The 25,212-nt window shown below is 70.4% G+C and carries 20 protein-coding genes; 15 read left to right on the top strand and 5 right to left on the bottom strand.

All coding sequences use genetic code 11. The features are described 5' to 3' along the window. Positions 1-146: 146 nt before the first annotated feature. Positions 147-1,265: an FAD-dependent oxidoreductase gene (locus tag Q0Q47_RS01915; protein WP_293853709.1), complete on the top strand. Its 1,119-nt coding sequence runs from the start codon at positions 147-149 to the stop codon at positions 1,263-1,265. A gap of 3 nt (positions 1,266-1,268) precedes the next feature. On the opposite strand, the gene Q0Q47_RS01910 is transcribed toward Q0Q47_RS01915, so the two are convergent. Further along, complete coding sequence (locus tag Q0Q47_RS01910; RefSeq protein WP_293853708.1) at positions 1,269-2,399, bottom strand: FAD-binding oxidoreductase; 1,131 nt, start codon at positions 2,397-2,399, stop codon at positions 1,269-1,271. 89 nt (positions 2,400-2,488) lie between these two features. On the opposite strand from Q0Q47_RS01910, the gene Q0Q47_RS01905 reads away from it, so the two are divergent. Beyond that, positions 2,489-3,250 (top strand): tyrosine-protein phosphatase, encoded by a 762-nt coding sequence (locus tag Q0Q47_RS01905; protein ID WP_293853706.1) that lies wholly within the window; start codon positions 2,489-2,491, stop codon positions 3,248-3,250. 3 nt (positions 3,251-3,253) lie between these two features. On the opposite strand, the gene Q0Q47_RS01900 is transcribed toward Q0Q47_RS01905, so the two are convergent. Together Q0Q47_RS01900 and Q0Q47_RS01895 are read right to left on the bottom strand one after the other, a co-directional pair. Beyond that, positions 3,254-4,714, bottom strand: a complete 1,461-nt coding sequence (locus tag Q0Q47_RS01900; protein ID WP_293853705.1) for an HlyD family type I secretion periplasmic adaptor subunit — start codon at positions 4,712-4,714, stop codon at positions 3,254-3,256. Beyond that, positions 4,711-6,873 carry a type I secretion system permease/ATPase gene (locus tag Q0Q47_RS01895; RefSeq protein WP_293853703.1) on the bottom strand — a complete coding sequence of 721 codons (2,163 nt, stop codon included), beginning with the start codon at positions 6,871-6,873 and terminating at the stop codon, positions 4,711-4,713. Before Q0Q47_RS01895 ends, Q0Q47_RS01900 begins: the two co-directional genes overlap by 4 nt. A 368-nt stretch (positions 6,874-7,241) precedes the next feature. On the opposite strand from Q0Q47_RS01895, the gene Q0Q47_RS01890 reads away from it, so the two are divergent. The 3 genes from Q0Q47_RS01890 (at position 7,242) to yghX (ending at position 12,017) form a co-directional block, all read left to right on the top strand. After that, on the top strand, positions 7,242-10,349 hold the full coding sequence (locus Q0Q47_RS01890) for a calcium-binding protein (protein WP_293853701.1): 3,108 nt from the start codon (positions 7,242-7,244) through the stop codon (positions 10,347-10,349). A 131-nt stretch (positions 10,350-10,480) separates the two neighbouring features. Beyond that, the gene (locus tag Q0Q47_RS01885; RefSeq protein ID WP_293853699.1) at positions 10,481-11,056 is read left to right on the top strand and encodes a DUF2889 domain-containing protein; all 576 of its coding nucleotides are present in this window, start codon (positions 10,481-10,483) and stop codon (positions 11,054-11,056) included. 73 nt (positions 11,057-11,129) lie between these two features. Continuing rightward, on the top strand, positions 11,130-12,017 hold the full coding sequence (yghX, locus tag Q0Q47_RS01880; protein ID WP_293853697.1) for a YghX family hydrolase: 888 nt from the start codon (positions 11,130-11,132) through the stop codon (positions 12,015-12,017). A gap of 244 nt (positions 12,018-12,261) precedes the next feature. Here yghX and Q0Q47_RS01875 read toward each other — a convergent pair whose 3' ends face one another. Continuing rightward, complete coding sequence (locus Q0Q47_RS01875) at positions 12,262-12,795, bottom strand: peroxiredoxin (protein ID WP_293853696.1); 534 nt, start codon at positions 12,793-12,795, stop codon at positions 12,262-12,264. Between the two features lie 255 nt (positions 12,796-13,050). On the opposite strand from Q0Q47_RS01875, the gene Q0Q47_RS01870 reads away from it, so the two are divergent. The 8 genes from Q0Q47_RS01870 to Q0Q47_RS01835 all read left to right on the top strand — a co-directional run bounded on the left by Q0Q47_RS01870 (position 13,051) and on the right by Q0Q47_RS01835 (position 21,144). Continuing rightward, complete coding sequence (locus Q0Q47_RS01870; protein WP_293853694.1) at positions 13,051-14,232, top strand: ABC transporter substrate-binding protein; 1,182 nt, start codon at positions 13,051-13,053, stop codon at positions 14,230-14,232. Beyond that, positions 14,229-15,281 (top strand): iron ABC transporter permease, encoded by a 1,053-nt coding sequence (locus tag Q0Q47_RS01865; protein ID WP_293853692.1) that lies wholly within the window; start codon positions 14,229-14,231, stop codon positions 15,279-15,281. The genes Q0Q47_RS01870 and Q0Q47_RS01865 overlap by 4 nt, the downstream gene beginning before the upstream one ends. A 2-nt stretch (positions 15,282-15,283) precedes the next feature. Then, the gene (locus Q0Q47_RS01860) at positions 15,284-16,081 is read left to right on the top strand and encodes an ABC transporter ATP-binding protein (protein WP_293853691.1); all 798 of its coding nucleotides are present in this window, start codon (positions 15,284-15,286) and stop codon (positions 16,079-16,081) included. Further along, the gene (locus Q0Q47_RS01855; RefSeq protein ID WP_293853689.1) at positions 16,078-16,872 is read left to right on the top strand and encodes a class I SAM-dependent methyltransferase; all 795 of its coding nucleotides are present in this window, start codon (positions 16,078-16,080) and stop codon (positions 16,870-16,872) included. The genes Q0Q47_RS01860 and Q0Q47_RS01855 overlap by 4 nt, the downstream gene beginning before the upstream one ends. Before the next feature lie 12 nt (positions 16,873-16,884). Then, positions 16,885-17,361 carry a hypothetical protein gene (locus tag Q0Q47_RS01850; protein WP_293853687.1) on the top strand — a complete coding sequence of 159 codons (477 nt, stop codon included), beginning with the start codon at positions 16,885-16,887 and terminating at the stop codon, positions 17,359-17,361. A gap of 105 nt (positions 17,362-17,466) precedes the next feature. Continuing rightward, the gene (locus tag Q0Q47_RS01845) at positions 17,467-18,720 is read left to right on the top strand and encodes an amidohydrolase family protein (RefSeq protein WP_293853685.1); all 1,254 of its coding nucleotides are present in this window, start codon (positions 17,467-17,469) and stop codon (positions 18,718-18,720) included. Between the two features lie 13 nt (positions 18,721-18,733). After that, positions 18,734-20,758, top strand: a complete 2,025-nt coding sequence (locus Q0Q47_RS01840; RefSeq protein ID WP_293853683.1) for an alpha/beta hydrolase domain-containing protein — start codon at positions 18,734-18,736, stop codon at positions 20,756-20,758. A 2-nt stretch (positions 20,759-20,760) separates the two neighbouring features. Beyond that, the gene (locus tag Q0Q47_RS01835; protein ID WP_293853682.1) at positions 20,761-21,144 is read left to right on the top strand and encodes a RidA family protein; all 384 of its coding nucleotides are present in this window, start codon (positions 20,761-20,763) and stop codon (positions 21,142-21,144) included. Positions 21,145-21,402: 258 nt separating this feature from the next. On the opposite strand, the gene Q0Q47_RS01830 is transcribed toward Q0Q47_RS01835, so the two are convergent. After that, positions 21,403-22,359, bottom strand: coding sequence for a 2-dehydro-3-deoxygalactonokinase (locus tag Q0Q47_RS01830; protein WP_293853680.1), 957 nt, complete (start codon positions 22,357-22,359; stop codon positions 21,403-21,405). A 173-nt stretch (positions 22,360-22,532) separates the two neighbouring features. Here Q0Q47_RS01830 and Q0Q47_RS01825 point away from each other — a divergent pair, with 173 nt between their 5' ends. Further along, positions 22,533-23,225, top strand: coding sequence for a GntR family transcriptional regulator (locus tag Q0Q47_RS01825; protein WP_293853678.1), 693 nt, complete (start codon positions 22,533-22,535; stop codon positions 23,223-23,225). A 259-nt stretch (positions 23,226-23,484) separates the two neighbouring features. Next, positions 23,485-25,209 (top strand): thiamine pyrophosphate-binding protein, encoded by a 1,725-nt coding sequence (locus tag Q0Q47_RS01820; RefSeq protein WP_293853677.1) that lies wholly within the window; start codon positions 23,485-23,487, stop codon positions 25,207-25,209. Positions 25,210-25,212: the final 3 nt, after the last annotated feature.

The following is a 25,212-nucleotide window of genomic DNA, read 5'->3' as shown; positions in this document are numbered from 1 at the left end:
CGAGTGCTCCGGCAGGGGTGTCGGCACCCTCCCGTGACGGTGGCGGACGGAAAGACTTCGTGATGTAAGCTGCCTCAGTCCGCACGTGTACCAACGGTCATGATCCAAGCCCCTGTGACAGGTTCGCGAACAGTGATGTCGAAGTGATGGCCGCAGGGCAAGGCACGGGCACCGCCCACCACGTCGTCCTTGTCGGCGGTGGACATGCCCATGTGCAGGTCATGACGGACTTCGCAATGCGCCCGGAGAGCGGCGTGCGCCTGATGCTGGTCACGGACCGGCTGACGACGCCCTATTCGGGCATGCTGCCAGGACACGTGGCCGGCTTCTATGACCGCGACGAGATGCACATCGATCTCGCGCGGCTCGCCCATGCGACCGGCACAAGCCTGGTCCATGCGCCGGCGACGGGCGTCGATCGCGGCTCGCGGCAGGTGCTCTTCGCCGATCGGCCGCCGCTGGCCTACGACACGCTGTCGCTCGACGTCGGCATCACCCCGGACGTCTCGGCCATCGCGGGCGCCGACAGGAACGCCCTTCTCGTGAAGCCGATCAGCACCTTCCTGGAGCGCCTGGAGGCCGCGGAGACCGAGGGGATCCCCCGCCGCATCGCCATTGTCGGTGGCGGCGCGGCCGGGGTCGAACTCGCCTGCGCGCTGCGCGCCCGGTTCGGCACCACGCCCGCGATCGCGATCCTCACGGCCGCGCCGCTCGTGTCCACGCTGAACGGTGGCGTCCGCCGGCGGTTGGAGAAGGCGTTGGCACGGCTGGGGATCGACGTCGTCCGCGACTTTCGGGCCGCGTCTCTCCATGGTTCGCGCGTGACCGCGGCGGATGGGCAGGTGCACGAGGCTGGCCTCGTCCTCGTCTCCACCGCCGCGCGTGCGCCCGGCTGGCTCACGGCGACGGGATTGCCGACGACGCCGGACGGCTTCCTGCGCATTGGTCCAACGCTTCAGGTCGAGGGCGAGGAGGCCATCTTCGCCGTGGGCGATTGCGCAACGCGCACCGACGAGCCGCGCGAGAAGGCGGGGGTCTTCGCCGTCCGGCAAGGGCCCGTGCTGGCCGACAACCTGCTTCGAAAGGCGCGTGGCGAACCGTTGCGCCGGCATCACGCGCAGCGGACCTTCCTCGTGATCCTGTCGACCGGCGATGGGCGCGCGATCGCCGGGAAAGGCCGCTGGCTCGCGGTGGAGGGCTCCTGGGTCTGGCGCTGGAAGGACTGGATCGACCGCCGCTTCATGGCCCGCTTCTCGGGCGCCTGACCTTCACGCCGCCAGCGAAGGCCTGTCCGGCGCCAGGTCCGCCGCGGTGATCCCGCGCTCGGCCAAGTCGGCGGGCATCGCGCCGCCGGTCGCCAGTGCCGCGGTCACCCGCGCCAGGACCGGCGCCATCATGATGCCGAAGCCGCCCTGGCCGACCAGCCAGAAGAAGCCCTCCGCGGCGGGGTCGAAGCCCACCACGGGCGCCGCGTCCGTCACGAAGCTGCGCAGGCCCGCCCAGGTGCGCGGCGCCTTGCGGACGGTGACGAAGGAATGGCGCTCCACCCAGTCGACGAGCACGGCGACGTCCATGTCGTCGGGCTGGACGTCCCGGGGGACGTCGGGCGTCTCGTCCGCGGGCGAGCACATGATGCCGCTGGCCTGCGGCTTCATGTAGGGTCCGTGGCCGGCGAACTCGATCACCGGCATGCGGGACACATCCATCCCGGCGGGCGGCTCGACAACGATGGCGGTGCGGCGCTTCGGCACCAGGCCGACCGGCCGCGCTCCGGCCCTGGCCGCCACGACGTCGCCCCAGGCGCCGGAGGCGTTGACGAGGACGGGCGCTTCCAGCGCGTGCCGCCCCGCCTGCACCTGCCACACTCCGCCGACGCGGCGCAGGTTCTCCACGGGCGCCCGGCAGAGGAGGGTGCCGCCGCGCTGCCGGTGGGCCCGCAGGAAGCCCTGGTGAATGGCGGCGACGTCCATGTCCATCACGCCGGCCTCGTAGGCGGCGTCGGCGATGAATTCGGGGCGGATGAAGGCGGCGAGTTCGCTGGCGCGGGCCGCCGTCACGCGCTCGATCGGATGCCGGACGTTGGCATTGGCCAGCACCTCGTCCAGGAGGGCCTCCTGGCCCGGCCTCGCCAGCGTCAGGGCGCCGCGCGGGGCGAGCAGGGGAGCATCGGAGAAACCCTCCGGCGGGCTGGTGTAGAAGATGCCGCTGGCGATGTTGATCCGCCGTGCGACGGGGCCGCCGTAGTTGGGCGTGTAGAGCGCGGCCGAGCGCCCCGTGCTGTGCATGCCCGGCGCGTCTTCCGCCTCGACGAGGGCGACCCGCCCCCATTCGGCGAGCGCCGCCGCGGCCGAGGCGCCGGAAACGCCGGCCCCCACCACGATGAAATCGAACCCGCTCATGCGCCTCCTCGCCGATCGCGGCCTTGACAGCACCCGTGCCGGCAGGCGTTCACTGACAGCCTAGGCCAATCGACGGCGGGGGCAAGGTGATGGCGCGCGCAGGCACGGGAAACGGCACCGCCGAAGGGATCGCGGGTCCGCCCGGACTGTCGAACTTCCGCGATTTCGGCGGGCTGCCGGTGGCCGGCGGGGGCCGGATCGTGACGGGGCGCTTCTTCCGCTCGGCGGCGCCGCTCACTCTGGAGCAGGCAGGCCTCGCCGCGCTCGGGCAGCACGTGTCGGTGGTCGTGGACCTGCGTGGCCGGGTCGAGCGCGGACCCTCCTCGCATGCCGGCTTCGCCGACGCGGGCTTCGAGGTGCTGTCGCATCCCGTCGAGCCGCGCACGTCCGGCGCCCTGTTCGCGATGCTGCAGGCGGGCACCGCGTCCGCGCCGGTGACCAAGGATCTCATGATCACGGCCTATCGCGCCTACGTCACGCACCATGCGGCCGATTTCGGCGGGGCGCTGACGGCGATCGTCCAGGCCGGCCGACCGGCGCTCGTGCACTGCACCGCCGGCAAGGACCGCACCGGCTTCATCGTGGGCGTGCTGCAGGCCGCGCTGGGCGCCGACGAGGCCGACATCGTCGAGGACTATCTGACCACCAACCGGGCCTGGGATCGCGCCAGCGTGCGCGGCCACATGCCGCTCGACCATCCGGCCGTCCAGCCGGTCCTGCTGGCCGACGCCGACTACCTCGCCGCCGCGTTCGAGGAGGTCCGCGCCCACCATGGCGGCGCGCGCAGCTTCGTGCGGGCGGCGACCGGCGGACGCGTGACGGACGCGGACCTGGACCGGCTGGTCGTCTGAGCCTCAGCGCTCCCGGCCGGCCGTGGAGGTGACCTCGACGAGGGGGCTGAGCACGTAGTCGATGAGCCGTCGCTTGCCCGTCTTGATTTCGGCCACGATGGCCATGCCCGGCGTGAGCGGCAGCAGCTGCCCGTCGACCGTGAAGCCGGTGGCGCCGGTCCGCAGCACAACGGGATAGACCAGGTTCTGCACGCGCTGCCCGGCGCCCACCAGCCGGCCCTCGCCGCCGCGGGTGGGGTCCGCCTCGGAAACGCGGGCATCGGGCTCGGGGATGGCATCGGTCGCGACCCGCACCACCGTGGCGTCGAGCGTGCCGTAGCGGGTGAAGGGAAAGGCATCGACCTTGATGCTGGCCGACTGGCCCTCGCGGACGAAACCGGCATCCTTGTTGGGCAGGTAGACCTCCAGCTCCAGCGCCTCGAGGTCCGGCACCACGCGCATTGCTTCCTGGCCGACGGTGAGGACCTGCCCGACGCTGGTGACCGAGGAGGCCTGCACGGTGCCTTTCACCGGGCTGCGCAGGACCATGCGCTCCACGCGCAGGCGTGCCTTGGCCAGGCGCGGCGCCAGCTCGTCGGCCTGCCGGGAGGCCTCGCTGCGCTTTGTGGCCTGCTCCGCGCGGAACTGGCGGAGCGTCCGGTCGCGCTCGGCCGCCAGCGTTTCCGCGGCCCTGCGGGATTCGTTGAGCTGGCCGCGCTGCCCGGCGAGCACCGTGAGCTGGGTCAGCAGGCTTTCCTGGGCGTCGATGAGGCCGCCGCGCGTTCCCGCGTCCTTGCTGAGCAGGGACTGCCGCATCTGCACCCGCTGGCCCAGCGCGTCGACGAGATCTTCCTGGCGGGCGATGGTCTCGGTCAGCCGCGCCACCTCCGCGTCCTTCTGGGCGCGTTGGGCATCCAGGCTGCGCATCTGCGCCCCGAGGGACGCCAGTTCGGCCTCCAGCACCGCCTCCTCGCGCTGGCGGATGGGCGGGGGCAGGTCCGCGGGCCAGCGCGACTGGAGCGGTTTGGCCGCAGGCTCGGCGACCGCGGCCGCCAATGCCAGATCCCGGCGGGCGACCTCGGCCTGGGCCGCCGCGAGGCCCTGGGCCAGCATGCGCACGTCCTCGCCCGCCTCGTCGGGGTCGAGTTCCACGAGGACGTCGCCGGTGTCCACGTGCTGGCCGTTGCGGGCGGCGATGCGCCTGACTCTGCCGGTCTCGAGCGGTTGGACGGTGCGCACCCGCCCGTCCGGTTGCACCTTGCCGGGCGCGACGGCGACGATGTCGGTCCAGCCGAAGGTCGCCCACAGGAGGGCGGCGGCGGCCATGGCGCAGATCGACAGGATCATCGCCATGGCGATCGGCGAGGGCGGCCGCTCCATCACCGCGAGCGCGGCCGGCAGGAACTCCTGGTCGTCGCGGTGGGCCTGCTGATCGGAGACCGACAAGACGCGGCGCAGATGGTTGGACAGCCGGGCGACGCTCACGGCGCGCCCTCGGCACCCTGCAGCGCCCACAGCCGCGCATAGAGGCCGCCGGGCTTGCGCAGCAGATCGTCATGCGTGCCGGACTCGACGATCCGCCCGTCGACCATGCCATGGATGCAGTCCGCCTCGCGGACCGTCGTCAGCCGATGCGCGATCATGATCACCGTCCGGCCGCGCACGATGTGGCGCATGTTGGCACGGATGATCCGCTCGCTCTCGTAGTCGAGCGCGCTCGTCGCCTCGTCGAGGATGAGGATGCGCGGATTGGTCACGAGGGCGCGGGCGAGCGCGATGCGCTGGCGCTGGCCGCCGGAGAGGTTGCTGCCCCGCTCCTCGATGAGCGTGTCGTAGCCCTGGGGCAACTGCGCGATGAACGCGTCGGCGCCGGCGAGCCGCGCCGCTTCGATGACCCGCGCCCGGGGCAGGGCAGGATCGGCCAGGGCGATGTTGTCGTGCAGGCTGCGGTTGAACAGGAGGTTCTCCTGCAGCACCACGCCGACGTGGCGGCGCAGCCAGCCCGGATCGACGTGCGACAGGTCGAGCCCGTCGATCAGGATCTGCCCCTCCTGCGGCACGTAGAAGCGCTGGATGAGCTTTGTGAGGGTGGATTTGCCGGATCCCGAGGGACCCACGATCCCCACGACCTCGCCGGGCTTGATCGTGAGGGTGACGCCGCGCAGCACGTCCTGGCCGGACGGGGTATAGCGGAAGCCCACGTTGCGCAGCGCGATGGCGCCCTTGGGCGGCGGCAGCGCGGCCATGGCGGGATTGCCGGGCTCGGGCGCCGCGTCCAGGATGTCGGCCAGCCGATGCACCGAGATGCGCACCTGCTGCAGCTCCTGCCACACCTGTGACAGGCGCAGGACCGGTTGCGACACCTGGCCTGCGATCATGTTGAAGGCGACGAGGGCGCCCACGGTCATGTCGCCGCGCATGACGGCCTCGGCGCCCAGCAGCAGCAGCAGGGCCGCGGACAGCTTGCTCACGAACTGCACCGCGCCCTGGCCCGTGGTCGCCAGGATGGAGGCGTCGAAGCTCGACCGGACATAGGCGGCCAGCCGCTCCTCCCACTCGAGCCGCATGGCGGGCTCGACCGCCGCGGCCTTCACGGTGCCCGCCCCGACCACGGTCTCGACCAGGAACTGCTGGCTCTCCGCTCCGCGGCTGAAGCGTTCCTTGACCCGCTCGCGCAGGGCGGGCCCGATCAGGGCGGCGATCGCGACGTAGAGCGGGATCGTCGCCACGACCACCAGGGCGAGGACGGTCGAATAGGCGAAGAGCACGGCGAGGAAGAGCGTCGTGAAGACGAGATCGAGCGCCGCGAACAGGCCCTGGCCCGTGAGGAAGCTCCGGATGGTCTCCAGCTCGCGCATGCGCGCCACGGTCTGGCCGGTGGGGCGCGTCTCGAAATAGCCGACCGGCAGGCGCAGAAGATGCGCGAACAGCCTGCGCCCGAGCTCCACGTCGATCCGGTTGGTCGTGTGGTTCAGGGCGTAGCTGCGCAGCCATTGCAGCAGCGCGTCGAACACCGCGATGGCGACCAGGCCGAACACCAGCACGTAGAGCGTGGACGGGCTGCGGTGCACCAGCACCTTGTCGATCACGACCTGGAAGAACAGCGGCGAGACCAGCGCGAAGAGCTGGACGCACAGCGACGCCAGCAGCACATGGGCGAGCGGGCGACGGTAGCGCCAGATCGACGGCACGAACCAGCGCATGGAGAAGGCGACCGGATCCTGCCCCGCACCGCCGATCCTGCGTTGCACCAGCACGATCGGGCCTGCGAGTTCCCCCACCACCTCGTCGAGCGGCCGCTGCCGGTCGAGCCGCGTCACCGGATCGACGGTGCGGCATTGCCGGTTGGCGTCGACGCCGCCGAGGACGATGAACCCGCCTTCGCGCGTGCGGGCCAGCGCGGGCGTGGGCAGGGCGGCGAGCCGCGCCACCGACGCCGGCCTGATGACCCGCGCCTTCAGCCCCAGCAGCGCGGCGGCGCGCACCAGGTCGTCCTCGTCGGCCGGCCGCGACCCGAGCGCGAGCTCGTGCCGCAGCCCCGCGACGTCCGCCGCGATCCGGTAGAAGGCGGCGACGCCGGTGAGGGCCATCAGCCCGGAGTCCACGGGCGCGTGCGCCTCAGGCTGGGGACTGGGGCGTTGCATGGGTCATCCGCTGCAAAGGCCAGCCCGCGCGCCGGGCCCCGCCCCATCGCGCGCGGCCCGACCGGAACCGCCCGCGATCACGTTCTGCCAGAGACGTGCAGGCAAACAATTTCGATCAAAAAAACAACTCAAAGTATATGCCGTCGAATACTGATGAAGGATGCTCGGTCTATTTAGCTGAAAACAGCATGCCGTTCAATGTCGCACCATCCGCCCTTTCCGCGGACGCTCCCGGCGGGCGAGTGTCGGAAAAGTAGAGATGGTCCATGGATCGGCTGAGCGCGGCAGTAACGCAACTATCATGACAAGTATTCATCCATCCCGCCGCTGTGTATCGTGCTCCCGTCCGGGTCGGTGGGGTAGGGGTCATGGCGTTAGGATCATCTGGTCGTCGCAGGGCGCGCAGCGTCGTCGTCGGCTCGCCGTCGGACGCGGTCCTGCAGGGCGGACTGGGCAGCGACATCATCGACGCCGGCGCGGGTGACGCCATCGTGTGGGCCGACCTCTCGGTGCCGGCAGCCATCTGGTCCCCCGCCCGGGTGGCCTCGCGCACCGGCCGCGCCCGGATCGAGGACGACCGGGCGGCGGCTCGCTATCTCGATGCAGCGATAGCCCGCGAGATCGCCGGCGGCGGCCCGCTCGACGCCGACCAGCAGCGCAGCCTGTCGGACGTCATCGACGGGGGATCGGGCGCCGACGTCATCTTCGCGGGCCAGGGTCACGACACGGTGCATGGCGGCTCCGGCGACGACCGGATCCTCGCCGGCGGCGGCAACGACGTGGTCTCGGGCGGAACCGGCGACGACGTCATCGATGGTGGCGACGGCAACGACACGCTGGCCGGGGACGCCGGCCGCGACACGATCCTGGGCGATCGCGGAGCGGACGTGATCTTTGGCGGGGCCGGGGCCGACGAGATCGACGGGGAGGACGGCAACGACACCATCTGGGGCGGCAACGAAGGCGATGCCGAAGCGGGTGACACCCTGAGCGGCGGGCTCGGCCAGGACTGGATCGCCGGCGAGGGCGGCCGCGACAGCCTCGACGGCGGCGAGGGGCGTGACAGGCTCTCCGGGGACGGCGGCGACGACACGCTGGCCGGCGGCGCCGGACGCGATACCCTGTTCGGAGGAACGGGGAACGACCTGCTCGACGGCGGTGCCGACGGCGACGTTCTCGACGGCGGCGCGGGCGCCGACACCGTGGACGGGGGCGGGGGCGACGACCTTGTCATCTTCACCAGCGATCCCCGCCAGCAGCGCAACGAGGTCGTCCGCGGAGGCGAAGGCTCGGATACCTTGCGCCTCGTTCTCTCGCCCGCGCAGTACGAGGCCTTCGCATCGGTGCTGGCGCCGCTGCTGCGGCACATGATGGGTGAGGCGATCGATTTCTCGCAGCTGACGGCTGGCCTGGCCGCAGCACCCTTGAAACTGGAGGCGTCGGGGTTTGAGGCGCTGGACGTCCAGGTCCGTGGTGATCCGTCCGATGCCGCGGCACGGGCCGACGGCGTCTTTACGACCGGCTCCGACCGCGTCGACTTCGACGGGCTGCCCATCGCGGCCCTGCGCCGTTTCGCGGCCCTCGGCGGGGACGACGAGGTCGTCCTGGCCTCCGCCGGCGTGCCGCTGTCCGCGCTGGAAGCCGACGCCGTGTTCGACGCCGGCGACGGGGACGACACTGTCATCGGTCGCGATCGCGACGACCGGATCGACGGCGGTTCCGGCCGCGACCACATCTGGGGTGGCGGCGGAAACGACACGATCCGGGGCGGCACGGGGGCCGATCGCATCGCCGGCGAAGGGGGCACCAACGTCATCGACGCGGGGGACGGCGACGACACGATATCCTTGTCGGGAGCCGACGCCGGGGTCGACCGGGACGGCCGGCGCTTCGGCGCCGTCCTGTCCGGCAGCATCGACGGCGGGCGGGGTTGGGATCGGCTGACCGGGGCCGACGCGGCGACGCTCGTCGCCTACGCGGCGGACAACATCCGCTCGGTCGAGGCTTTCTCCTTCGGCGCCGGGGCCGACCGCCTCGCGCTGACCGGCTACGGAAACCGGGGCACCCGTTACGTCATCGCCATGGGCAACGGCAACGACACGGCGCTGGGATCGCTCGGCGACGACTCCGTGGTGGGCGAGGCCGGCGACGACTGGCTCGACGGCGGGGAGGGCAACGACACCCTGTTGGGCGGCGCCGGCGCCGACAGGCTCTCGGGCGGCGAGGGCGCCGACCTGATCGATGGAGGGGCGGGCGACGACACGCTGGAGGCCGGCGGGGGCGACGACGTGCTCTTCGCCGGGGCCGGCCGCGACTCTCTGACGGCGGGGTCCGGCTCGGACGTGCTCTATGCCGGGGAGGGCGACGACACCCTCGTCGGGTCCCTGGCCGAGGACGACGCCGCGGTCCTCTACGGGGAGGGAGGCGACGATCTCCTGACGGCAGGGGCAGGGGCGGACGCGGCCTTCGGCGGGGACGGGGCCGACACCCTTCAGGGAGGCGGCGCGGGCGCCTACCTGTCGGGAGGGGACGGCGCGGACCTGCTGATCGGCACGGGGGCGGACACCCTCGCCGGGGGAAGTGGCGACGACACGATCCGGGGAAGCGGCACGGACATGCTCGTTCTCGCCGGCGCCGACACGCACTACGCGATCGACTGGGACGCCGCGGCGGGACGCTTCACCATCGCCGACCGGCGCCAGGCCGGCGAGGGGATCGACCTCGTGTCCGGCATCGGCACCTTCCGCTTCGCCAACGGTGACAGGACGGCCGAGGACCTGCGGCGCCCGGCGGCCATGACGGCGCTAGTGGAGGCCTTCGACACGGTCGTCGAGCAACCCGCCGAAGTCACCACCCTCGTGTACGACGTCTACAAGGCCCTCTACGCGGTCAAGTTCGAAGGCGCATCCGCGAGCCTCTACGACGTGACGGGCGGGGCCGGAGCGGACCATGTCGTGTTTACCAACTTCGAGACTCTCGGCAGCCTGAACGTCGACCTCGGCGCGGGCCGGTGGAGGGTCGGGAGCCTTGCCCAGGGGGCCATCGCCGGGGTCGAGGCCGTCACGGCGGGGCGCTTCGGCGACACCCTCGTCGGTGGTGCGGGCGCGGAGACGCTCGATGGCGAGGCGGGGGACGACGAGCTGACGGGGGGCGGTGGCGCGGACGTGCTGACCGGCGGGGCCGGAAACGACCTGTTCATCTTCGACGGCGCGCCCGGGGTCGCCCGCGTCACCGACTTCGCGGCGGGCGACCTCGTCGTCGTCCGGTCCGCCGGGTTCGGCCTGTCGAACCTGTCGTCGATCTTCGAGGCTCCGCGGGCCGGCTTCTCGCGCGACACGGCGGCCGCCTACCTCCTGTTCGACACGACCAGCCGGGGGCTCTATCTCGACCGGACGGGCGGCGGCGCGGAGGACGCCACGCTGATCGCCACCTTCGACGGGGTGACGACGCTGGCGGGCGCGGTCAGTCTGGGCTGAGCCGCCCTGCATCCCTTCCGCGACACGACGCGCATGCCGGCACCGCCCGGCACGCGCTTGCCACTGCTGCAACGGCCATGGGACAACCTCTGCGCCCAGGCTCCAGGAGCCGGCCAGCAGAGGACGAGAGCATGACTTCACCGGTGGCGCGCCGGCCCATTCACAAGCGCGCGGTGACCTTCGATGTCTATGAGCGCGAGGACGGGCTGATCGACGTCGAGTGCACGGTGCAGGACTCGAAACCCTTCGCCTATCCCGACCGCGACCGCGGCGTCATTCCGCCGGGAGGCTTCATTCACGACATCGCCTGCACGCTGACCGCCGATGGCGAGGGCCTCGTGAACGCCGTTGCCGTGACGATGCGCGACAGGCCCTACGACATGTGCGAGGGCAGCACCGCGGCGGCGCAGGGGCTCGTCGGCCGCTCGCTCACGAGGGGCTGGCGCAAGGCGCTGGCCGAGATTCTCGGCGGCACCTGCGGCTGCACGCACCTGCGCGAGATGCTGGGCAGCGCGCCGACCGCCTTCATCCAGGCCACCACCGCGCTGCGCCAGATGCAGCGCATCGCCCGCGGAGAAGGCCAGTACGAAGGCGAGAAGCCCTACTGGATCGGCGGTTGCCACACCTGGGCCGAGGGCACGCCCGTGACCGAGCGCTTCCTCGCCGCCCACCCCAGGCATCGCGACGATGGGCACACACGATCGTGATGGGACGCCCGCGGGCCGCTTCGCCTTAACTGGCGCGCCCCGTCGACAAAAAATGACAACGAGGACAACGACCATGACGCGCCTGACCGCCAAGGACTTCCCGCAGGAGCTCCTGGACCTTTACGACTATTACGCGCACGGCAAGATCACGAAGCGCGAGTTCCTGGACCGCGCCGCCAAATACGCGGTCGGCGGCGCCACCGCGCTCACCATCCTGAACTCGCTGGCGCCGAACTACGCGCTGGCGCAGCAGGTGCAGTTCACCGATCCCGAGATCGTGGCCGAGTACGTGACCTACGACTCGCCGAACGGCAACGGCAAGGTGCGCGCCTACCGTGTGCGGCCGGCCAAGGTCACGGAGAAGGTCGGCAGCGTGATCGTGGTGCACGAGAACCGCGGGCTCAACCCCTACATCGAGGACGTGGCGCGCCGCGTCGCGAAGGCGGGCTTCATCGCCATGGCGCCGGACGGCCTGACGTCCCAGGGCGGCTACCCGGGCAATGACGAGAAGGGCGTGGAGCTGCAGCGCAAGGTCGATCCGACCAAGCTCATGAACGACTTCTTCGCCGCGATCGAGACCCAGATGAAGGACCCGGCCGGCAACGGCAAGGTCGGCATCGTCGGCTTCTGCTACGGCGGCGGCGTGTGCAACGCGGCCGCGGTCGCCTATCCCGAACTCGCCGCCTCGGTGCCCTTCTACGGCCGCCAGCCCCGCGCCGAGGACGTGCCGCGCATCAAGGCCCCGCTGCTCATCCACTATGCCGGCCTCGACAAGGGCATCAACGACGGCTGGCCCGCCTACGAGAAGGCGCTCAAGGACAACAACAAGGTCTACGAGGCCTACATCTACGAAGGCGTGAACCACGGCTTCCACAACGACTCGACGCCGCGCTACGACGAGAAGACCGCCAAGCTCGCCTGGGACCGCACGGTCGGCTGGTTCAAGAAGTACTTGGTGTGATGGTGTGACCGCCGGGGGTGGAAGCCGCCCCCGGCCTTCTCGCCGGTCGACAGGTCCTGCGTCCTTCGACACGCCCGCTTCGCGGGCTGCTCAGGATGAGGACAATCGGTGCTATCAAGACGCTAAAATGATCCTCATCCTGGAGACCTCTGCACGGGTCAGGGAGGGGGCTGGAACCTCAATCTCCTCATCCTGAGCAGCCCGCGCCGCGGGCGTGTCGAAGGACGCAGGATGTTTCAGCGCCTCACCCCGCCCGGCTCCTCAGCCACTCCAGCATCGTCTCGGCGTTCGACACCGTGAGTCCCACGCCCTGCGGGTTGTCGCGCACGCCGGGTTCGACGAACATCTTCACGATCGCGCCGTCCTCCACGACCATGGAATAGCGCCAGCTGCGCATGCCCATGCCCTGGGGCTTGCGCTCCACGAGCAGGCCCATGCGGCGCGAGAAGTCGCCGTTGCCGTCGGGGAGCATGAAGACCTTCTCGATCGACCGGCTCTTCGCCCACTGGAACATCACGAAGGCGTCGTTGACCGAGAGGCAGGCCACGGCATCGACGCCCAGCGCCCTGAAGTCGTCGTAGTGCCGCTCGAAGCCCGGCAGGTGGTGCTCCGAGCAGGCCGGGGTGAAGGCGCCGGGGACGCCGAACAGCACCACGCGCCTGCCGCCGAAGAACTCCGCGCTCGTCACGTCTTTCCACTCGAACGGATTGTCGCCGCCCAGCGCCTCGTTGCGCACGCGGGTGTGGAACACGACGTCGGGAATGCGCTCGGGGGTCATGTCTGGCATCCGGGGTGAATCCTGCGCCCCAGTAAACGGGGCGCGCCGGTGCCGTTCAAGAGGCAGGGCGCGGCCCGGGCATTTCGCAAGGCTGTGTAGTTTCAAGTCATAATAGTTCCAAACTGCAGTTTGGAACGACTATAGAAAAGTCGATTTGTCTTGCCTTCGGGCGTCGGCGCCGTAAAACGCGAAGCAGGCCGTGAGAGCGGCCGGTCTCCACCGCAGGCCCTTGACCCCTGGCAGATGAGGACGCGAATGTTCGACGTCACGCGCACGATGCGCGATCGCATGATCTTGCCTGCATTGCAGGTGTTCTTTCTTTTGTTTGTGATCCTGGCGGGCATCACTGTCGGCGGTCCCGCAAGGGCGGGGGCCGACACGGTGGAGGTCACCGATCTCGCCGGCCGTACCGTCCAGGTGAAGCGCGGCGTCGGCCGCATGGTGCTGGGCGAGGGGCGGCAGCTCTACGGCCTCGCCGTCCTGGACAAGGACGACCCCTTCCGGCGGGTCGTCGCCTGGCGCGACGACCTGAAGGTCAACGACCCCGATGCCTGGCGCAAGTACAAGGCGAAGTTCCCGAAGGCGGAGACGATCGTCGACCTCGGCAACCCTTACGCCGGCGACTTCAATCTCGAGGCGATCATCGCGCTCGACGCCGACGTCGTGGTGCTGGATCTGGGCAACTTCTTCCGGGCCAAGGAAACCGGGTTGATCGCCAAGCTGGAGAAGGCCGGCATCCCGACCGTCTTCATCGACTGGCGCGAGGATCCCTCGCAGAACACGCTCCCGAGCCTCCTCCTGCTCGGCCGCATCATGGACCGGGAGCGCGAGGCGCTCGCCTTCGCCGACTTCTACCTGCGCCAGACGCGGCTCGTCTATGCGCGCGTCGGCAACGTGAAGGAGAAGGACCGGCCTCTCGTCTTCATGGAGCGGGCGGCGGGCTTCAATCCCAACGCCTGCTGCGCCACCTGGGGCGCCACCAATTTCGGCAAGTTCGTGGAGGAGGCGGGCGGGCGCAACTGGGGCAGCCGCATGTTCAGCTCCACCGCCGGCGGCGACGTCGCGGTCGAGAAGATCGTGGCCGACGACCCGCGCTTCTACATCCTCACCGGGGCCAACTGGGCCGAGGCGAACCCGGCTTCCACGGCGGTGCCGTTCGGCTACGAGGCCACGCCGGAGCGGGTCCAGGCCCGCCTGAAGGGGCTCTCCGAGCGCACCGGCGTCGCTCTCCTGACCGCCACGAAGGAGAAGCGGGTGATGGGCCTCTACCATCAGTTCTACAACTCGCCCTACGCTTTCGTGGCCGTCCAGGCCATCGCCAAGGCCCTGCACCCCGCGCTGTTCTCCGACATCGATCCCCAGGCCACCTGGAAGGAGCTTCACGAGCGGTTCCTGCCGGTCGCCCCGAGCGGCATCTTCTGGGCGACGCTGCAATGACCGCGGTGGCGATGGGGGCGGCGGCGGGCTACCGCCGCGCCGGCCACCGGCGGGTCCTGGGGCTCGCGGCGGGTGCCCTGGTCCTGGCGGCGGCGTTCCTGGTGGACCTCGGCGTCGGGCCGGGGCCGGCGACGCTCGGCGACGTCGTCCGCACGCTGGTAGATCCCGGCAGCGCGTCGACGCGCCTCGCCGTGGTCGTCCTCGACCTGCGGCTGCCGGTCGCCGCCATGGCGGTGCTGATCGGGGCCATGCTGGGCCTGGCGGGGGCGGGGATGCAGACCATCCTCGCCAATCCGCTGGCCGATCCATTCACCCTGGGCGTGTCGGCCGCGGCCAGCGTCGGCGCGGCGCTGGGGATTGCCTTCGGCTGGGCGCTCATTCCGGGAACGGGGCCGCTGCTGGTGACCCTGAACGCCTTCGTCTTCGCGCTCGCCGCGTCCCTCGTGCTGTTCGGGCTCACGAAGCTGCGTGGCGTGACCTCGGAGACCATGATCCTGGTGGGCATCGCGCTCCTGTTCATCGGCAATGCGGTGCTCGCCCTCATCCAGTATCGCGCCAACGAGACGCAGCTTCAGCAGATCGTCTTCTGGATGATGGGCAGCCTCGGCCGCGCGTCGCCCGGCAAGCTCGCCGTCTGCGGCGCGGCGCTCGCGGTGGCGCTGCCCTGGCTCGTCCTGCGCGGCTGGAAGCTCACCGCCCTGCGGCTCGGGGACGAGCGCGCCGCCAGCCTCGGCATCGCGGTCGACGCGCTGCGCCTCGAGGTGCTGGCGGTCGTGTCCATGCTGGCGGCCATTGCCGTGTCCTTCGTCGGCACCATCGGGTTCATCGGCCTGGTCGGCCCGCACATCGCGCGGCTCCTGGTGGGCGAGGACCAGCGCTACTTCCTGCCGCTCTCGGCGCTGTGCAGCGGCGTGCTGCTGTCCGTGGCCTCCACCCTCTCCAAGGCCGTGACGCCGGGGGTCATCTACCCCATCGGCATGGTCACGAGCTTCATCGGCGTGCCGTTCTTCATTGCGCTGATCATGTCCATCCGGCGCAAGGGGATCTGACCATGGCGCTGCGCATTCGCGACCTCACGGTCTCCTACGGACGCCAGCGCGTCCTGCACGGCCTGTCCACGGGCGACCTGCGGCGGGGCGAGGTCACGGCGGTGGTCGGCCCCAACGGTGCCGGCAAGTCGTCGCTGTTTCGCTGCATCGCGGGGGCGCTGCGCCCCGGCGCGGGAACCATCACGCTCGACGACAACGACCTTGCCACCCTGTCGCGGGCCGCGCGGGCCCGTGCCACCTTCCATCTCGGGCAGGATCTCGCGCCCCGCGTGGCCCTGAGTGTCTTCGACGTGGTGCTGCTGTCGCGCAAGAGCCTCGCCGGCGATTTCGGCGTGCGGGCGCGGCCGGCGGACCTCGCCGCGGTGGAGGCGGTGCTCCACGAACTGGCCATCCAGGGGCTTGCCGACCGGCCGGTGTCGGACCTCTCGGGTGGCCAGCGCCAGCTCGTTGGGATCGCCCAGGCGCTGGTGCGCGACCCGCAGGTGCTGCTCCTCGACGAACCCACCAGCGCGCTGGACGTCCGGCGCCAGCTCGAGGTGCTCGACCTCGTCACCGCCCTGACACGCCGCCGGACCATCGTCACCCTCGCCGCCCTCCACGACCTCTCGCTCGCCGCCCGCTTCGCCGACAACCTGCTCGTTCTCGACGCCGGCCGGATCGCGGCGGAGGGCGCGCCGGCGGACGTGCTGTGCCGCAGCTGCACGGCGGATGCCTACCGCGTCGTGCTCGGGCTGCATCCCTCGCCCCTCGGCCACCTCATGGTGGATCCCTCGCTTCCCCCCTCCAGGCCCGCATCATGACCGACACGCTCTCCGCCAACTGGTCTCTCAAGGAGGAGATCCGAACCTACTGGGGCCTGCGCGCCGCGACCTTCGACGACGCCTTCGGCCACAGGATCCCGCCGGGGCCGGAGTTCGACGCCTGGTCGCGGGTGCTCGAGGCCCATCTCGGCCCGGCGCCGCTGCGGGTGCTGGAACTGGCGTCGGGCACCGGGGAGGTGTCCCGCGTCCTGCTGTCGCTCGGCCACGACCTCACCGGCATCGACTTCGCCGAGCCGATGCTGGAGCGCTGCCGCGCCAAGCACCGCGGCGATCCGCGAGCCGTGTTCCGGCTCGGCGATGCCGAGAACACCATGGAGCCGGACGGCGCCTACGACGCCGTCGTCTGCCGGCACCTGGTTTGGACGCTCACCGATCCGGTCGCGGCCTTGCGCGACTGGCACCGGGTGCTGCGGCCGGGTGGGCGGCTCGTGATCTTCGACGGCGACTTCGTCAACCTGCCCTGGCGGGGCCGCCTCGCGCGGCGGGCGATCGAGACGCTGGCGAAGGTGTCGGGGACGGGAGCCGGCCGCCACCGGGACCCGTCCCTCGATGCCCAGCATGCCCGCATCCTGTCGGGCCTGCCATTCAACAAAGGGCTGCGCTTTCCCACGCTGGCACTGCTCGTGGAGGAGGCGGGCTTCGCGGCCGTGCGGCGCGAATCCTACGCCCCCGTGCTGGCGGCCCTGCGCCGGATCGCTCCCGGCGCGCAGGAGTGGCTGCGCACCTTCCTGCACGACCGATTCGTCCTCGTCGCCCGCAAGCCTGACTGACGGAGATCCACGATGCGGAGATCCACGGTGAACGTGTGCCCCCATGCGGACCGCCCCCACGTGCGCGAGCTGTGCGGCGACGCGCCGACGCTGCTGGCCCTGTCGGTCATCCGCTACATCGCCTCGGCCGCGATGACCGCCGACGCCGCGTGCTGGGATGCGGCGTTCGCCGCCGCCGAGGACGCGCTGGGCCCTGTCGAGGGACCCCAATTCGTCGGCGTCATGGCTGGCCTCACGCGGGCGCTGCGGGTGGAGCGGCAAGGGGATTGGCATTTTCTGCCGGCCACCTGCTGCCGGGCGACCGACGACGAGGCCGACCTGATCCGGGCCCTGCGGGCCGCCGGCGGCGACGGCGAGCGGGCGTGCGTGGAGCTGGCGCGCACCCCCCGGTGTCCGCGCATCCGGGACTCGCTGCGCGACGTCGCCGCCTGCCTCCACCAGGCGGCAGGCTCGCTCGCGCACCCGCCGGAGGCACGCCCGATCCACTGACCTCCCGCGAAGACGCATGCCGACGCTGCCGCGCGTGCACGCGAGCACCTTGCCGTTTGATCAAAAGATCGCAACAATGGCCGAAGTGCACGGGAGGACGACACCATGGCCGCGACGCTTCTGAAGAACTGCCGGGTCTTTGATGGATACGGCGACGAGGCGGTTCCCGGCCAGGACATCCTCGTGGTCGACAACCGGATCGAGGAGGTGTCCCAGAGCCCGATCCGCGACAATGCGGCCACGATCGTCGACGTCGGCGGGCGCACGGTGCTGCCGGGGCTCATCGACGCCCACGTTCATGTCTTCGCGATCAGCCTGTCGGCGTCGCGCAACGAGACGGTGCCGCTGACGCTGATGACCGCCCGCGCCGTGCCGCGCATCAAGGCCATGCTCGACCGCGGCTTCACCTCCGTGCGCGACGTGGCGGGCGGCGACGTCGGCATCCGCGATGCCATCGCCCAGGGCTGGATCCCGGGGCCGCGCCTCTTCGTCGGCGGCCCGGGCCTCACCCAGACGGGCGGCCACGGCGACCATCGCCGGCGCACCGACAGCCGCTACGACATCGACTACAACGCCAACGCCTTCGTGTTCTTCTCGCGCATCGTCGACGGGCCGGACGAGATGCGCCGCGTGGTGCGCGACGAACTGCGCAAGGGCGCCGATCACATCAAGATCATGGCCTCGGGCGGCGTCGGCTCGCCGAGCGACGCGCTCGAGAACGTCCAGTTCTCCTCCGAGGAGCTGCAGGTGGCCGTGCGCGAGGCGGCGGCCAAGGGCAAGTATGTCTGCGCCCACACCTACACCAGCGAGGCCATCCGCCATGCGGTCGAGGCCGGCATCCGCACGGTGGAGCACGCCAACTTCATCGACAGCGCCACGGCGGCGCTGGTGGCCGAGCGCGACGCCTTCGTGGTGCCGACCCTCGTCTGCTACGAGGTGACCGCCCAGCACGGCACCAAGCTCGGCCTCACCCCCTACGTGATGGAGAAGCTCGACGGCGTGAACAAGGCCGGCATTGCCATGCTCGACATCTGCCGTCGGGCGGGCGCGCGCATGGGCTTCGGCACCGACCTCATGGGCGAGATGGAATACGCCCAGAGCTACGAGTTCACGATCCGCGGCCGGGCCGAGCGGCCGGTCGACATCCTGCGCTCGGCGACCACGGTCAACGCCCAGATCCTTCAGCAGAGCGGCCAGCTCGGCGAGATCCGTCCCGGCGCGCTCGCCGACATCATCGTCTGCGACGGCGATCCGCTGCGCGACATCACGCTGCTGTCCGACCCGGCGAAGAACTTGCGCATGATCATGAAGGACGGCGCGCTCTACCGGAACGAGCTGCCCGTCTCGGCGGTCGCCTGAGCCGGTCGGTCCCATGTCCGTCACCTTCGAGATCCTCGCCCGCGAGCCCTTCGCGGACGGGCACGCCTTCGGCAATGCCGGCGCCTACGAGCGCATCGACGCCCGCGCCCATGTCGCGGTCGATCCCGCCCACCCGGCCCAGGCCGGCGTCTTCGACATCGACAGGGCGCCGCGCGACGGGCAGGGGCTCGTGCGCTGCAGCATCGACCTCTGGCTCCTGAAGCCGGTGCAGCCGGAGCGCGGCAACGGCGCGCTGGTCGTCGAGTTTCCCAACCGCGGCAACAAGCGCTGCCTGCAGTTCTTCAACGACGCGCCGGCCACCAACGAGCCGCGCACGGTGGCCCATGCCGGCAATGGCTGGCTCATGCGCGAGGGCTATGCGGCCATGGTCGTCGGTTGGCAGGGGGACGTGCTGGAAGGTGACGGCCGCCTCGTGGCCGACCTGCCGGTCGCGACGGACGGCGATCGCCCGCTGACCGCCCGCGTGCGGGCGGAGTTCATCTCGGACAGCCCCGGCGTCACCTGCCTGCCGCTCAGCGGCAAGAACGGCACGCGCTCGCTGCCCACCGTCTCGCGCGACACGGCGCAGGCCGAGTTCCGCCGCCGCCGCTATCCCGGCTCGGCACCCGAACCCATCGCCGCCGATCGCTGGCGCTTCGCCCGCATGGAAGGCGGCGGCCGGGGCGGGCAGGGGGACGTGACCGGCGCGGAGCGGGCCGTCGTGCCCTCCAGCGAGCACATCCTGTTTCCGGAAGGCTTCGAGCCCGGCTGGATCTACGAACTCGTCTACACGGCGCGCGATCCGCTGGTTCTCGACATGGGCTTCGTCGCCATGCGCGAGCTCGTGTCGGCCCTGCGGGCCGGCGAGGGCGAAGCGCTGGGGCTCGGCGCTCCCGCGGCCCCCGCGCGGCTCTACGCCTGGGGGCGCTCGCAGTCCGGGCGCGCCATCCGCGATTTCATCCACCGCGGCTTCAACGCGGATGCGAGCGGACGAAAAGTCTTCGACGGCGTGATCAGCCACATCGCCGGCGGCGGTCGCACGGCCATGAACCGCTTCAGCAACCTCGTGATCGCCGCCTCGCGGCAGTACGAGGACTGGCTGAACCCAGCCGACCGGTTTCCCTTCTCCTACGCGACGAGCACCGACCACAACACCGGCGAGCGCGACGGCATCTGCAAGCGCCCGGAGACGGACCCGCTCGTCATCCACACCCAGTCGGCGAGCGAATACTGGCACCGGCGCGGCTCGCTGGTGCACACGGACAGCCAGGGCAACGACCTGGCTCAGCCCGACACGGTGCGGATCTATTTCTGGTCGAGCTCCCAGCACTGGTCCGACCCGAGCCCCTTCCGGCCGGAGAAGGGCATCTGCCAGAACTACCAGAACGTGGTGGCGACCTCGCCGCTGTTCCGCTCGACGCTGGCGCTCCTCGACGCCTGGGTGAAGGACGGCGTGCCGCCGCCCGAAAGCCGCATCCCGCGCCGCGCCGACGGCACCCTGCTCACCATGGCCCAGTGGCGGGCCCAGTTCCCGGCGATCCCGGGGACGGCCTTGCCAGCTTCGCCGAACGAGCTGCCCTTCATCGACTACGGACCAGGCTTTTCGGCCGGCGAAGCGGCGGCCGAGCCCCCGTCCATCGACGTGGAGCGCGGGTACGCCGTGATGGTGCCGGGCGTGGACGCCACCGGCAACGACGCGGCGGGCATCCGCATGCCCATGGTGGAAGCCCCTCTCGGCACCTATACCGGCTGGAACCTGCGCATCGCGGGCCATGGCCATGGGGCCCTGCACGACTTCAGCGGCAGCTACATCCCCCTGCCAGAGAGTGCCGACGAGCGCCTCATGACCGGCGACCCGCGTCCCTCGATCCTGGAACGCTACGGCTCGTGCCGGGGCTATGTGAGCGCGGTCGGCGCGGCCGCCCGCGCCCTGGCCGACCAGCGGCTGCTGCTGGAGGAAGACGTGGCGCGCGTCACCGCCGCCGCGCAGAACTGGGGCCGGCCGCGGCACATTCTCGGCCTCTCGCAAAAGGACTGACGATGGACCGTTACGCCCTTTACTCCGGGTCGAAGTTCGAGGAACTCGCGGGCTATTCCCGCGCGGTCGTCGACGGCGACTGGATCTTCGTCTCCGGCACCGCGGGCTACGAGCCCACCACCGGCAGATTCGCCGACGGCGCCGCCAACCAGACGCGCCGCGCGCTCGAGACCATCGCCGAGACGCTGGTCAAGGCCGGCTCATCCCTCGCCGACATCGTCCAGGTGCGCGTCTACCTCGCCGACCGCGCCGACGTGATGCCCGTCTGCGAAATCCTCGGCCAGACCTTCTCCGACCCGCGGCCCACCAACACCACGATCATTTGCGGCTTCCCGGTCGAGGACATCAAGGTCGAGCTCGAGGTGACGGCGAGGAAGCGGGGCTAGGGCGAGAGACGGAGCCGCATGGCGAAGGCTAGTCTCTCTTTTGATCTCCAAGCCCCCCCAATGCTCTTCATCCTGAGAGCTTGTGAATCTTTCGTTTTTTGACCGCCCCCACGCCCCTTATCCTGAGCCACGGCCCGCAGGGCCGTGAGTCGAAGGACGCACAAAACGGCCGCTGCAGGCACTCTGCGTCCTTCGACTCGGCCGCTTTGCGGCCGGCTCAGGATGAGGGAGATGGGGCGAGGATTGATTCACAAGCTCTCAGGATGAGGACCGTGGGGTGTGCTGAAGCCTGTGATTTGACGGACCCAGCATGCTCTGCCCGTGCATCCGCAGAACCGCACGGGCGCCGGCCACGAAGCACGCTTCGTCATCGACCGTGTCGCAGGCGAACCCTACGACGCCGCAGGCCTGTGCATAGAGACTGACGAGCTTCGCCGGCGCCACGATGGTGACCCGCCCGGTGCCGGGTGCCATGCCCCTGACCTCGGCGCCGATCAGCAGGCCTGAGAGGTAGGACGCTCTCGCGTCGGGCGTGGGCAGTCGGCCCTGGACGTGCAGCGCCCTGACGAAGAAGGCGGATTGCAGCGGGTTGGCGACGTCCATCGCCGTGCCGACGCCTTTTGCGAACCACGCTGGATCGATGTCTCCCGACCATCCCGACAGGCTGCGGGCCAGCACGCTTCCTGTCCTGAACAGGTCGAAGCATTCCCCGGTCATCACGGTCTGGATGTCGCAGATCATACCGTCCTCGACGGTGACCCACTTGCTGTGGGTACCGGGACAGCAGAACAGGCCGGAATCGAGGCCGGACCGGGCCAGGCATCCGAACAGGATGACCTCCTCGCCGCGCATCATGCCGGGCCGCTCGGGGTTGTCGCGCTGACACACGCCGGGGATGATCCAGATCGGCGGCAAACCGGGCACGGTGAGCGGTTGAAGGCTCCGGGCCACGTGCTCCAGACCGGCGGGCGCGTCAATCATGGGGACGTCACGCCAGCCCAGTTCACTGCCGATCGTGCCTGCACAGGCAATGGCATCGATGTCGTGGTTCTGGATCCAGTCCCGGACATGGGATTCGAGGATCTCGGCGTGACGGCCGGTCGCACTCTTGACGCCCTCGGCCGACCCTTTGCACGCCACCACGGTCCCGGACGGAGCCACCAGATAGGCCCGGAAGTTGGTCGTCCCCCAATCGACGAAGACGGTGTGCGCCATGGGCCAGGCCGCGTCCGGGAGCACCGCTGTGTGCGGCCGCATTGTGCGATCTCAGATCGCATGTATGATGGCCTTGCGTCAAGCGCCCGCCCGGGAGCAGTGGAAATCCGCTTCGCGGTGCCCTAAGGAACCTGCGACCGGCCGCGCATCGGCCAAGGCCAAGGTGTTACCGAATGAACGTGCTTCACAGCGTCGAGCGGATCCAGCAAAGGGCGACCAACCTGAAGGTCTACGATCAGGTCCGCGATGCCCTGGTGGCCGGTCGGTTCAGGCCCGGTGACACGCTGAGCACACGCCAGTTCGCCGAAGCGCTCGGCGTCAGCCAGATGCCGGTGCGGGAGGCCTTCCATCGGCTCGTCGCCGAGGGCGTTCTGGAAAACCGGCCCAACCGCACCATCGGTCTTCCGACCATCACGCTTCCCGAGTTCGAAGAAATCGTGGAAATGCGGATCCACCTCGAAAGTTTTGCAGCCTTCAAGGCAGCTCCGATCATTGCGGAGCAGGATGTATCGGCCTTGTGCAGCCTTGCGGACGACATGGAGCGGGCGGCCGGAGCACGCGACACCACGTCTCATCTCGGCCTGAACCGCCAGTTTCATTTCATCCTCTACAGAGCATCCGGCTCCACGGAACTGGTCAAGCTGATCGAGCAGATCTGGCTCAGGATCGGACCGTTCCTCAACTGGATCTCCAGTCCCACGGACACGCGCGCCCGGTCGAACCGCAATCATCGCGCCATCATCGCCGCCTGCCGCGACCGGGACGCCGACGGCGCGGCCAAGGCGGTCACGAAGGATCTGACGGACGGCGCCGAGGTCGTGCGCGCCCGATTGCGGGCGCTGACCGGACCAGGTCCGACGGCCTGACCGCCGTCGCTCGGGAACGCCGAGCCCGACCAGAAAAGCGGCGCGCAGCAGCGCCGATGAACACCCGCGACATCGAGAGGTCAGCGCTGGCCAAAGGTGACGCCTTTCCGCTCAGTCAAAGCCGTATCCAATACTCTTGCGCGATCTGAGATCGCAGGTTAGCGTCTCGGTCAGAACGGCTGGGCCGCTCCGCCGCACGACGGCTGAGCCCCTTGTCGGGACGATCCGCGCACGGACGCGGATCGCGCAGGGAGTGGGCATGGCAAGGACCGGCGCACAGTTTCTTGCAGACGCCATGGTGTCCTGGCAGGTCGATCACGTCTTCTTCGTGGACGCGATCCTGCGCGAGACGCTGGTCGAACTGGAGCGCCGGGGCGTGCGCCGCATCCTGGCCCACAGCGAGGCGGCAGCCGTCTACATGGCCGACGGCTACGCGCGTGCGTCCCGCCGCCTCGGCGTCTGCATGGCCCAGTCGGTGGGCGCCGCCAACCTCGCCGCCGCCCTGCAGGATGCCTACCTCAACCGCTCGCCGGTGCTCGCCCTCACGGGCCGCAAGACCGCGATGTACCAGCACCGCAACGCCTATCAGGAACTGCCGCACGACCCGATGTTCGCCTCCGTCACCAAGTTTCGGGCGGACGTGGGCGAGCCGGGGCAGCTTCCCTATCTCCTGAGCCAGGCAATGGTCGAAGCCACGTCGGGGTGCCGGCGCCCGGTTCACCTGGATCTCGCGGGCTATCGCGGCTCTGAGATCGAGAACGCCGACCTTCCCGTCGCCGATGATCACCTAGCGTCCTTCGCAGCGCGGCGCGCGCCGGCTCCGGGCCTTCCTGACGCGAACACGCTGCGCGATGCCGCGGGCGTCATCGCGTCGGCGCGGCGGCCCATGCTCGTCCTGGGCGTGGGCGCCGCTGGCGAGGAGGGGACCGCGGCGGCCGTAGCGGCCTTTTGCGAGCGTTTCGCGGTGCCCGTGGCGACGTCCGTCGGCGGTCGCGGGCTCATCCCGACCTCGCACCCGCTGCACTTCGGCGTAGTGGGCACATACTCGGCCCCCTATGCGAACGAGGTCCTGGCGCAAGCCGATCTGGTCGTCTACGCGGGATGCCATGTGGGCGATCAGGTAACCTGCGACTGGCGTGTTCCCGCCGTCGGAACGCCGATCATCCAGATCGATGTCGATCCGGCCGAGATCGGCCGCAACTATCCAGGCGTGGTGGGCCTCGTCGGCGATCCGGCGCGGGTGCTCGCGGCCCTTGCCGATGCCGGTCTCCCCCCGGACCGTCACGCCGAGCGGGGCCGGAGCGCGTGGCTCGAGACCTGCCGCGGTGCGCGCGATCGATGGCACGCGTCACAGGACCGCGTCACGCGCAGCGACGCACGCCCGATCCGATCGGAACGCCTGGCGGCCGAACTCTCGGACTGCCTGCCCGACCCCGCGATCCTCGTGGCAGACACAGGCTTCCAGGCGACCTGGACGGCGCAGTTCACACAGCTGCGCGGAGCTGGCCAGCGATACCTGCGGGCGGCCGGATCACTCGGCTGGGCGTTCCCCGCCGCCATCGGGGCCGCCTGCGCCTCCCCGGGGACGCCCGTGGTCTGCTTCACCGGCGACGGGGCTCTGCATTACCACCTGGGCGAGCTCGAGACGCTGCGGCGGTGGGCCATTCCGCTCGTCGTGGTGGTCAACAACAACGCCGCGCTGGGGCAGGGGCTGCGCTCGGTTCGCAAGCTTTACCAGGGTCGCGAGGGCCGTGCCGGCGATCTGGCCATCTTCACCGACGTCGATTTCGCCGCGCTGGCACGCGGTTTCGGCCTGAAGGGCGTGCGCGTGACGGACCCCGCGGCCATCGTCTCGACGGTTCGCGCGGCGGTGGCCAGCGGCGATCCCTGCGTGATCGACGTAGTCACCGATCCCGATTGCAATCCCGAGCCCGCCTGGCTGCCTTCGGACAGAGCGCCTGTCCCGGCCATGGCCCGCGGCTGAAGA

This window comes from uncultured Alsobacter sp., assembly GCF_945952055.1.
Classification (GTDB): Bacteria; Pseudomonadota; Alphaproteobacteria; order Rhizobiales; family Beijerinckiaceae; genus Alsobacter.
The sequence above is the reverse complement of the archived record's forward strand: the minus strand, read 5'-3'. Positions and strand labels throughout refer to the sequence as shown.

Coding starts and splice junctions, on each gene's coding strand:
- Q0Q47_RS01910 (WP_293853708.1), bottom strand. CDS start 2,399: ATGAGCGGGTTCGATTTCATCGTGGTGGGGGCCGGCGTTTCCGGCGCC.
- Q0Q47_RS01850 (WP_293853687.1), top strand. CDS start 16,885: ATGCGGAGATCCACGGTGAACGTGTGCCCCCATGCGGACCGCCCCCAC.
- Q0Q47_RS01830 (WP_293853680.1), bottom strand. CDS start 22,359: ATGGCGCACACCGTCTTCGTCGATTGGGGGACGACCAACTTCCGGGCC.
- Q0Q47_RS01860 (WP_293853691.1), top strand. CDS start 15,284: ATGGCGCTGCGCATTCGCGACCTCACGGTCTCCTACGGACGCCAGCGC.
- Q0Q47_RS01845 (WP_293853685.1), top strand. CDS start 17,467: ATGGCCGCGACGCTTCTGAAGAACTGCCGGGTCTTTGATGGATACGGC.
- Q0Q47_RS01855 (WP_293853689.1), top strand. CDS start 16,078: ATGACCGACACGCTCTCCGCCAACTGGTCTCTCAAGGAGGAGATCCGA.
- Q0Q47_RS01885 (WP_293853699.1), top strand. CDS start 10,481: ATGACTTCACCGGTGGCGCGCCGGCCCATTCACAAGCGCGCGGTGACC.
- Q0Q47_RS01905 (WP_293853706.1), top strand. CDS start 2,489: ATGGCGCGCGCAGGCACGGGAAACGGCACCGCCGAAGGGATCGCGGGT.
- Q0Q47_RS01870 (WP_293853694.1), top strand. CDS start 13,051: ATGTTCGACGTCACGCGCACGATGCGCGATCGCATGATCTTGCCTGCA.
- Q0Q47_RS01875 (WP_293853696.1), bottom strand. CDS start 12,795: ATGACCCCCGAGCGCATTCCCGACGTCGTGTTCCACACCCGCGTGCGC.
- Q0Q47_RS01915 (WP_293853709.1), top strand. CDS start 147: ATGGCCGCAGGGCAAGGCACGGGCACCGCCCACCACGTCGTCCTTGTC.
- Q0Q47_RS01820 (WP_293853677.1), top strand. CDS start 23,485: ATGGCAAGGACCGGCGCACAGTTTCTTGCAGACGCCATGGTGTCCTGG.
- Q0Q47_RS01840 (WP_293853683.1), top strand. CDS start 18,734: ATGTCCGTCACCTTCGAGATCCTCGCCCGCGAGCCCTTCGCGGACGGG.
- Q0Q47_RS01825 (WP_293853678.1), top strand. CDS start 22,533: ATGAACGTGCTTCACAGCGTCGAGCGGATCCAGCAAAGGGCGACCAAC.
- yghX (WP_293853697.1), top strand. CDS start 11,130: ATGACGCGCCTGACCGCCAAGGACTTCCCGCAGGAGCTCCTGGACCTT.
- Q0Q47_RS01835 (WP_293853682.1), top strand. CDS start 20,761: ATGGACCGTTACGCCCTTTACTCCGGGTCGAAGTTCGAGGAACTCGCG.
- Q0Q47_RS01895 (WP_293853703.1), bottom strand. CDS start 6,873: ATGCAACGCCCCAGTCCCCAGCCTGAGGCGCACGCGCCCGTGGACTCC.
- Q0Q47_RS01865 (WP_293853692.1), top strand. CDS start 14,229: ATGACCGCGGTGGCGATGGGGGCGGCGGCGGGCTACCGCCGCGCCGGC.
- Q0Q47_RS01890 (WP_293853701.1), top strand. CDS start 7,242: ATGGCGTTAGGATCATCTGGTCGTCGCAGGGCGCGCAGCGTCGTCGTC.